The sequence below is a fragment of the Methanobrevibacter sp. genome (genome assembly GCF_017406825.1).
Classification (GTDB): domain Archaea; phylum Methanobacteriota; class Methanobacteria; order Methanobacteriales; family Methanobacteriaceae; genus Methanocatella.
Map to the genome: position 1 here is coordinate 1 of NZ_JAFQXT010000046.1, position 9,270 is coordinate 9,270.

A 9,270-nucleotide genomic window follows, 5' to 3' on the forward strand; every position below is an offset into this window, starting at 1 on the left:
ATTTTAATGAAAATAAAAATTTGAAAAAAGAGGTAATCTATAAATTTTTCGAAAAAATTTTCGCAAAAAGAAAAATATTAAAAATTTCCTCTGAAAAATTCAAAAAATCGAATTACCAACTAACAAATTTACAAAACCTGATGAAAATAATCATTGGGATAACGTTTCGCTTACAAACTCCAAACTGACATTGGCAAGCCTTGCAATATCCTTAATTGAATAACCTTCCTTATCCAAATTAATTACGAAATTTTGCTTGGATTTTTTAAGCTCATCATCTTTTGCAACTAGCTCAAAATCCTTGGCAACCAACTCTTCATCCTTAGCAACTAACTCCTCATCCTTAGCAACTAACTCCTCATCCTTAGCAACCAATTCTTCATCCTTAGCAACTAACTCCTCATCCTTGGCAACCAATTCTTCATCCTTAGCAACCAATTCATCATCTTTAGCTTGCAATTCCTTTTGAAATTCTACTTTTGCCTCATCAACTTTTCTTTGAGCATAATCTTCAACGATTTTCATGTTTCCACCTACCAAATTTGAAATTGTTTTATTCAATGATTCATCTTTAACAAATTTATCACACAACAATAAGATTACTCCTTTTACAAACTGACCAATTTCCATGTTTAAATTAGGAATATTAGTAATTGTTACTGCCGAATTGAGTATCAGTTGGTCTGTTTTAATATCCGAATTCATGAAACAAAGCAAACTTATTAACAGTAAGTCCTTCTTAGAAATTTTCTTCTTGTTTTGTATTTTGATATTAATACTATTTAAAAACTCATGTGCCTGATATCTTTTAAGAGAATGGACATATATTGGAAATCTAGATTGCTGGTTAATCATATAGCATTTTGTGTTATCATTTTCAATAGTGCTTAAAACATGCACTTCAATAGGCTTTTTTGATTTAATAGTAACATTATCGACTAAAGCACTGTAGAATCGGAATCTCCTTTTGTCTGTAATATCAACATAAGTACTTTGAAACTCAAGTATTATCACCTTGTCTTCCAACTCAAATACCATGTCCGGCTTGTACATTTTCGGGTCAATGACACTATATTCAGTTGGATGAATTTCCACTATTTTTCCAGGAATATCAATAATTTCAATTAGTTTTTGACCATATTCATAACCTTGGATTTTGAAAATTACATCTTCATGAAATTCCATACATTCTCCCCCCCCCTTAAAATAGTTAATTACTCTTTAATTTATATTTAAAAGAATATAAATCTTTTGATATGAGTTTAAAGCAATATTTAGTACAATATGAAAAAAATAAGTAACATTATAAGATTGATGTTAATTTAAAAAATATAATTCAAAAAAAGAAAAGTAGAATAATTCAAAAAGAATTATTCATCGTTGAAAGGTTGTGGAAGTTCACAGACTCCACTGTCTTTAGCCAAGTATGCATATGCGAATGCTGCACAAATTGCACCAAGAATAGGCCCTACCAAGTATATTGGGAATAATCCCCAGAGGTTTTGACCTCCTAAAATCATGTCCATCAAGTATGGTCCGAATGTACGTGCAGGGTTGATTGAAGCACCTGTAAATGCACCCAGCACTACGATTACCGCAGCAACAGTCATACCAATTGAAATACCTGCAAAACCAGGTTCTGCCTTTTTGTCAACTGCTACACCCATTACAACCATCATAAGGAAGAATGTTCCTAAAAATTCGGCAAACATTGCTTGAAGGTAACTTACACCAAGTCCAGGAGCTGTTGCACCGAGACCCCCGATTGTTACTGCAGGAGCACCCAGGCATAGGAACAAGCATAAACTTCCTAAACATGCACCAATTGCCTGTGCAACAATATAATAAATACTGTCAACCAAAGCGATGTTTTTTGTCACAAGCAGCCCAATAGTTACAGCAGGATTTAAATGTGCACCTGATATTTTTCCAAACACATAAATACATATCATTACAGTCAGACCGAATGCCAATGCAATGGCAATCCAGTCACCAAGACCGCCCAAAGGCCCAATTCCGGTAACTCCGGCCGCATCACCAATCAATAATGTTACAACTGCTGCGCCTGTACCGAAAAATACCAAGAAAAATGTTCCTAATAGTTCTGCAAAGAATTTTTTTCTAATATTACAAGTCATATGCTCACCTATACAGATTCTCTCCATTGACAGTATTCGTGTTTGTTGTCAACTAAAGATGCCGCAGCACAGTTTTTACATCCTCTTACAGGAGATCCTGGAGCCTCTTTGTTAAGTGCAATGATGTTTGTCATCATGGTTGCTGTAATAGGTTCTGAAGTTAAAAGACATGGATAGTCTGCAAGTCTCATGAGTGATGAGAACCTTACTGTTATAGCGCATGCAGGATAAGTGTATCTTTGTGGATTCATTACAGTTTCATTAGCTAAAATTGGACTTAAATCAACTGTCATGCCGTTGATTTTTGGCGCCAATTCTCCACCGGTGCCTGCTCTGAATTTACGTGCTCCGCTGATTGCATTGAATCCTCTGTAAATCATGTCCATAAAGTCACAGTTGTGCAATTCTGCAGCTGCTCCTCTAGTTGGATATTGCTGTACAAAGTTGTGGAATCTTTTGGAGAACAAGTCTACAACCATCGGTGCGTTGAATCCATCCAATTCCAAAATAAATTCGGTTGCACATGCTGATGAACCTGTAGCAAGTTTCAATACATCAAATTCGGATTTATAATTATCCAAATTAGCTGTCAAAGTTGAACCGATTACTTCAGCAGTTGCCTGAACGATTGCAAGTGTTACGTCATCCTTGCACATGTTGTATGTGGATTGGCCAATGTGGTGGCCGATATCTCCAACACAGTAAGCAGGCACTGTTACAATGTTTCCATAGTGTACTCCATCATCCATTGCAGCCTTAACTGTTGAAGTCATTGCCTTTTTGTATTTGTTCATGTAATCTCTTACATCAAATGATGAGTGGTCTGCATCATCCATTAAAGTGCCTTGCGCTTCAATAGGTGTTTTGTAAACCATTTGTAAAGTTGCAATTTCCTTTTCTGTTGCTTCAGCTGCGGTTGCACCGGCTTCGATAGCATTTGCAAATGCATCTCCAATACCGTATGAAGTGTTCATACCCCATGATTTTGCAGATAGAATTGCTTGTTTGTGAGCAACAGGAATGTCTGTCTTTTGAAGTATCTGATTTACAACATTACTTGTGCTTCCAGGCATTAAGGCAAAGTCCACAACACATGTCGGTCCGTAAAATCCACCATATCTTCTGATGGATTCTTTTGCAACGATTGCTTCGTTATCTGCGATAGCCTGAATGAATTTGTCTACACTGTCTGCAAATTCTCCATCCTCTTCGCATAATATTTCAAAAACAGGAGGAGTTTGGAAATGTTCAATGAAAGGATCATCTTCACATTTTAGTGTGTCTGTAATGGAAGATAAAATTTCAAAGTGGTTTTTAACAGAATCCTTGTGCAGGTTGATTACAGATTCCGCTTGATTGTCCAATGCTTTCATACCTGCAACAGCATCAGCATATGGCTTTGCATCAGTTATTTTAAAATCATTGTACCTATTTTCTGATATAACTGCAACGTCTGCTTTTTGAGCAGCCATTGATTCGTTAATCATTTTTTCATATAACTCTCTCATTATTATCACCCGAATAATAAGTGTACTACTAATAGGCTTTAAACAACTATTTAAAGATATCTATTATTAGTTGATTAAAATTTTATTCAGTGAAATATATAAATTTATTGAAAATGTTTTAAAAAAATGAGTTTTTATAATATAATTTTTTTAAAAAATAGCTAAACTATTGAATAAAAATGAGAAAAAACAAATGAAAAATTAGTAACATCAAATAAAATTATTAAAAAAAATTGTTAAAATTAATAAAATAGAAGATAATCTACTTTCCGATATCTTCTACTAATTCTTTTGCATATGGGGTGATGTTTTCATCAAGCATCTTTTCAAGGAATTGACCTGTATATGTTCCGGATTCAGCAACTTCTTCTGGTGTTCCGGTAGCTATTACCTCACCACCGCCATCTCCACCTTCAGGACCCAAATCGATAATGTGGTCAGCGGTTTTGATAACATCCAAATTATGTTCAATTACAACAACAGAATTGCCTGCATCAGTCAATCTGGCAAGAACTTCAAGTAATCTTTTGATATCTGCAAAGTGAAGACCTGTGGTTGGTTCATCCAGTATATACAATGTTTTGCCTGTGCTGGTTCTTGAAAGCTCTTTAGCTAGTTTGATTCTTTGGGCTTCACCACCTGACAGTGTTGTTGCAGGCTGACCTATTTTCATATAACCCAAACCGACATCATATAATGTCTGAAGCTTTTTGGTGATTTTTGGAATGTGTTCAAAGAACTCCAGTGCCTCTTCAACTGTCATTTCCAGGACCTCATAGATATTTTTACCTTTGTATCTAATATCCAAGGTCTCTTCATTGTATCTTTTACCGCCGCAAACTTCACATGGAACAAACACGTCAGCCAAAAAGTGCATTTCAATTTGTACAATACCATCACCGGAGCAGGCTTCGCATCTTCCGCCTTTCACGTTGAATGAGAATCTTCCAGGTTTGTATCCTCTTGCTTTTGACTCTGGAGTGTTTGCAAACAGATCACGAATGTCAGTGAAAACTCCAGTGTATGTTGCAGGATTGGACCTTGGAGTTCTTCCAATAGGTTTTTGATCTATTGCAATTACCTTGTCAATATTTTCCAATCCTTCAATTTCATCGTATTTTCCGGCGAAAGTGAATTTTTTGGCAAGTTTTCCTTTGGTTCCCTTGTATAAGATTTCATTAATCAGACTGCTTTTACCGGATCCGCTCACACCGGTGACACATGTGAACTTGCCCAACGGAATATCAACATCAATGTGTTTAAGGTTATTTTGAGCCGCTCCTTTTATATTTATAAACAGACCATTGCCATCTCTTCTTTTTTGTGGAATGTCTATTTTTTTAGTTCTTGAGATGTATTGGCCAGTAATTGAATCAGGATTTGTCATGATGTCTCTAGGAGTTCCCTGAGCTACAACCTTTCCTCCATGCTCTCCTGCACCAGGGCCGATGTCTACAACATAGTCGGCAGACAGGATTGTTTCTTCATCGTGCTCAACAACAACCAACGTATTTCCCAAATCCTTAAGTCTTTTTAATGCTTCAATGAGTTTTATATTGTCCCTCTGGTGAAGACCTATACTTGGCTCGTCCAGGATATAAAGTACTCCTACAAGACCTGAACCGATTTGGGTAGCCAATCTGATTCTTTGCGCTTCTCCACCGGAAAGAGTACCTGATGATCTTGACATTGACAAGTAATCCAAGCCCACTTCAACCAAAAAGCTCAAACGTTCCTTAATTTCCTTTAGGACTTCTCTAGCAATGAAATTTTCACGTTCTGTGAGTTCCAAATCCTGGAAAAATTGATATGAATCCTTAATAGCCAAATCACAAACGTCAATGATTGATTTTCCACCAACGGTAACGGCTAAAACTTCAGGCCTTAAACGTTTTCCTCCACAGACGTGACACTTTCTGTCGCTCATGAATTTTGAAAGGTATTTTCTGGAGTAATTTGATTTTGTCTCGATGTATAATCTCTCCATTCTTGGAATCACGCCTTCGAATTTACGGTTTACCATATAGGATTTATTTCTTCTTTTAAAAGTAAACGGAATTTTATCGTTGCAACCATAAAGGATTGTATTTTGATATTCCTTGTCAAGTTCATTAAATGGAACATCCATGCTGAATCCAAAGTGTTTTGACACCGCTTCAAGCATCTGATAGTAATAGTTTTCTCTTTTTGAAGATTTTGACCATGGCGCAATGGCTCCCTCATTTAATGTCAGAGTATTGTCTGGAACAATCAAATCAGGGTCTATTTCCATTTTGGAACCTATACCGTTACATTCAGGACATGCCCCTTGAGGAGCGTTGAATGAAAACATCCTTGGAGTCAGCTCTTCAAAGTTTATTCCACAGTCCACACAGGCAAAATGTTCGGAGTATTTTTTCTCATATTCCTCCTCGCCGCTGTCAAATAAAACGGTTATCAGACCGCCTGCAAATTCGGCTGCGGTTTCTAGAGAATCAACCAACCTTCTTTTAAAGTCAACGTCCTTTCTAGTCTTAAGCCTGTCAACTACAACGTCAATGCTGTGACGGTATGTTTTTGCAAGGTCAATGTCTTCTTCCAAATCCCTAATTTCACCATCGACACGGACACGAACAAAACCTTTGTTTCTTAAATCATCCAAAACATCCTTGTGCTGTCCTTTCTTGTCACGAACGACAGGAGATAAAATTTGGATTTTAAGACCTTCGCCTTCATCGATGATTGCATCTCCAATCTGACCTATGGTCTGCTGTGAGATTTCACGACCACAATTAGGACAGTGCGGAATGCCTATTCTTGCATACAATAATCTTAAATAATCATAAATTTCTGTAATTGTACCTACAGTTGATCTTGGGTTTTCTCTTGTTGTTTTCTGGTCAATTGAAATAGCAGGAGACAGCCCTTCGATTGATTCCATTTCCGGTTTTTTCATTTGACCTAAGAATTGTCTTGCATAAGCTGAGAGTGATTCAACATATCTACGCTGTCCTTCAGCATATATTGTATCAAAAGCTAGTGAAGACTTACCAGACCCACTAATACCTGTAATTACAATGAATTCATCACGGGGAACGCTTACATCAATATCCTGCAGATTGTGCTCACGTGCACCCTTGATGACTATTTGCTTTTTAGACTCCATAGTAATCTCCTTAATTTAGTTATATAATATTAGAACAAAATCATTTATAAAGTATTTCAAAGAGCATTTGAAAAGTAATAGAACTAACGAATATATTAATGATTAAAATGAATCTTCAAAATTAATTTAGATTTCATTCCCAACTCATTAGAACAGTGAAAAATTAATTAACAAGAACATATTACTTCCATTTCAGGAACATTAATAATATTTTTAGCAATAGTGCTGAATGGTTGGTTTATTTTCTCGTCATTGTTTAAAACTTCAATCAAAAGGTTTAAAGAAATGCTTGAGTTAGTAATAGCAATTGAAATATTAATATTCTCAATATTTTTAAAACAATCCTTCCTAATAGAAAATAACTCACTAATATCTAAAATTTCTAATGCAACAGGAATACCTTCATCACTAAAATCTAAAATAATGCCTTCTTCAAGCTCTAATTATTCTTTATAAATATAATCATCAGTTATTTTAATATGAATACTATCTACTTCAAAATCATATGAATATTTTAAGTTAAATGTCTTAATTTGGTTCATGCTCACGAAGCCTCCTACTGCTATTAGCCGGATAGATTGTTTTCAAGGTTATTTCTTGACTATTAATTATCATAATTATCAAATATATATATATATCTTTAGATTTTTGTTTTGGATGCTCATATACAACCTTATATGTTCCGGTTTTTGTTTTACCAATTTGAACAGGTTTTTTGTTTAATAATAAGTTATAAATCAATCCAATATCTGCAAATCTATCAATATTGGATTCAATGAAATGTCTTGACTCTTTAATTTGAGATTCATCAATATTATTCAACAATTCCAATACTTCTTCCAAGGTATAGTCAAACACTAACACACCTCCAAATTGAATAATACCAATTATGTGAAAAATAATTTTTAAAAATATTTGAAGTGCGACACAGTGAAAAAACACACCCTAAAAAAAGCTATTTATCAAATCCTTTTAAGGCATACAATTTATTTCTCAAGTCAGCAGCTCTCTCAAAGTCAAGTCTTGCAGCTGCATCTTTCATATCCCGTTCCAAATCTTTGATAAGCAATTGAAGTTCATCTTTAGGCATTTTAGTGATGTCTGTTCCAATACCTTTGTATTTTTCATCCTCTTCAGCTAATTTTTCCTTCAATGTTCTTTGGGTTGATTTTGGAGTAATTCCATGAACCTCATTGTATTTCATTTGAAGCTTGCGTCTTTTGAGTGTGGTTTCATATGCGTTTTTAACGGAATCTGTCATGTCATCCACATACATTATCACACGGCCGTTAACGTTTCTTGCTGCCCTTCCGATTGTCTGTATAAGAGATGTTTCATTTCTCAAAAATCCTTCCTTATCAGCATCAAGAATAGCTACCAGAGACACTTCAGGCAAATCCAATCCTTCCCTTAAAAGATTGACACCAACAAGAACGTCAAACTTACCACGTCTCAAATCATTGACTATATCTATTCTCTCCAATGTGTCAATCTCAGAGTGCATATATCTTACCTTGATGCCTATCCTTGCATAATAATCAGTCAGGTCTTCAGCCATACGCTTAGTCAGTGTGGTTACCAATACCCTTTCGTCCTTTTCGGATGTTTTTCTTACTTCCTCAAGCAAATCTTCAACCTGACCTGTTACTGGCCTGATTAATACTTCAGGATCAACCAGTCCTGTCGGCCGGATAATCTGCTCCACAACGTTTCTTGATTTTGAAAGCTCATACTGTGCAGGTGTTGCCGATACATAAATGACCTGATTTACTGATGATTCGAACTCATCAAATCTTAAAGGACGGTTTTCCTTTGCTGACGGCAATCTGAAACCGTATTCAACCAAGGTTTCCTTACGTGCTCTGTCCCCATTATACATTCCTCTAATTTGCGGAACTGTAACGTGGGATTCGTCAATGATTGTTAAAAAATCATCAGGGAAGTATTTTAAAAGTGAATATGGTTTATCTCCCCAATTACGCCCTGACAAGTGCATTGAATAGTTTTCTACCCCTGGACAATATCCCATTTCCTGAAGCATTTCTATATCAAAACGAGTTCTCTGCTCCAGTCTTTGTGCTTCGAGAAGTTTTCCTGTCAGTTTCAACTCTTCAAGCCTTTCATCCAATTCAGAAGAAATGTTGGCTATAGCTTTGTCCATCTTGTCCTGACCGACAACGAAGTGCTTTGCAGGGAAAATCATGTATCTTGGAAGGCTTTCTTTCTTTTTACCTGTGACTTTGTCAATAATACTTATTGCATCGATTTCATCGCCAAAAAGTTCAATTCTTATAGGTGGTGTTCCATGAACTGGATTAATTTCAATGACATCACCGCGAACCCTAAAGTGTCCACGGTCAAATTCTATATCGTTACGTTCATATTGCATGAAAACTAGTTTTTTGATGATTTCTGAACGGTCATAAATGTCGCCGACAGCTATTCCGAATGCAAACTCACCATAATCTTCAGGTGATCC

At 35.8% G+C, this 9,270-nt stretch carries 7 protein-coding genes; 1 reads left to right on the plus strand and 6 read right to left on the minus strand.

Annotated elements, in window-relative coordinates:
- Positions 1-150: 150 nt before the first annotated feature.
- The 4 genes from IJF99_RS08250 to uvrA all read right to left on the minus strand — a co-directional run bounded on the left by IJF99_RS08250 (position 151) and on the right by uvrA (position 6,797).
- Complete coding sequence (locus IJF99_RS08250; protein WP_292794112.1) at positions 151-1,185, minus strand: hypothetical protein; 1,035 nt, start codon at positions 1,183-1,185, stop codon at positions 151-153.
- Positions 1,186-1,370: 185 nt separating this feature from the next.
- Complete coding sequence (locus IJF99_RS08255; protein ID WP_292794114.1) at positions 1,371-2,138, minus strand: MIP/aquaporin family protein; 768 nt, start codon at positions 2,136-2,138, stop codon at positions 1,371-1,373.
- An 8-nt stretch (positions 2,139-2,146) separates the two neighbouring features.
- Entirely contained in the window at positions 2,147-3,646 is a 1,500-nt protein-coding gene (locus IJF99_RS08260) for a DUF2193 domain-containing protein (RefSeq protein ID WP_292794117.1), read from the minus strand.
- A gap of 262 nt (positions 3,647-3,908) precedes the next feature.
- Complete coding sequence (gene uvrA, locus IJF99_RS08265; RefSeq protein ID WP_292794127.1) at positions 3,909-6,797, minus strand: excinuclease ABC subunit UvrA; 2,889 nt, start codon at positions 6,795-6,797, stop codon at positions 3,909-3,911.
- Between the two features lie 279 nt (positions 6,798-7,076).
- Between uvrA and IJF99_RS08270 the strand changes: the two genes are divergently transcribed.
- Positions 7,077-7,247 carry a hypothetical protein gene (locus IJF99_RS08270; RefSeq protein ID WP_292794119.1) on the plus strand — a complete coding sequence of 57 codons (171 nt, stop codon included), beginning with the start codon at positions 7,077-7,079 and terminating at the stop codon, positions 7,245-7,247.
- A gap of 72 nt (positions 7,248-7,319) precedes the next feature.
- Here the strand turns inward: IJF99_RS08270 and IJF99_RS08275 are convergent, their stop codons facing one another.
- Both IJF99_RS08275 and uvrB read right to left on the minus strand, forming a co-directional pair.
- On the minus strand, positions 7,320-7,649 hold the full coding sequence (locus tag IJF99_RS08275) for a hypothetical protein (RefSeq protein ID WP_292794122.1): 330 nt from the start codon (positions 7,647-7,649) through the stop codon (positions 7,320-7,322).
- 97 nt (positions 7,650-7,746) lie between these two features.
- Positions 7,747-9,270 (minus strand): excinuclease ABC subunit UvrB (uvrB, locus tag IJF99_RS08280; RefSeq protein ID WP_292794125.1); only part of this gene is annotated, 1,524 nt, incomplete at its 5' end.

Coding starts and splice junctions, on each gene's coding strand:
- IJF99_RS08250 (WP_292794112.1), bottom strand. CDS start 1,185: ATGGAATTTCATGAAGATGTAATTTTCAAAATCCAAGGTTATGAATAT.
- IJF99_RS08255 (WP_292794114.1), bottom strand. CDS start 2,138: ATGACTTGTAATATTAGAAAAAAATTCTTTGCAGAACTATTAGGAACA.
- IJF99_RS08260 (WP_292794117.1), bottom strand. CDS start 3,646: ATGAGAGAGTTATATGAAAAAATGATTAACGAATCAATGGCTGCTCAA.
- IJF99_RS08270 (WP_292794119.1), top strand. CDS start 7,077: ATGCTTGAGTTAGTAATAGCAATTGAAATATTAATATTCTCAATATTT.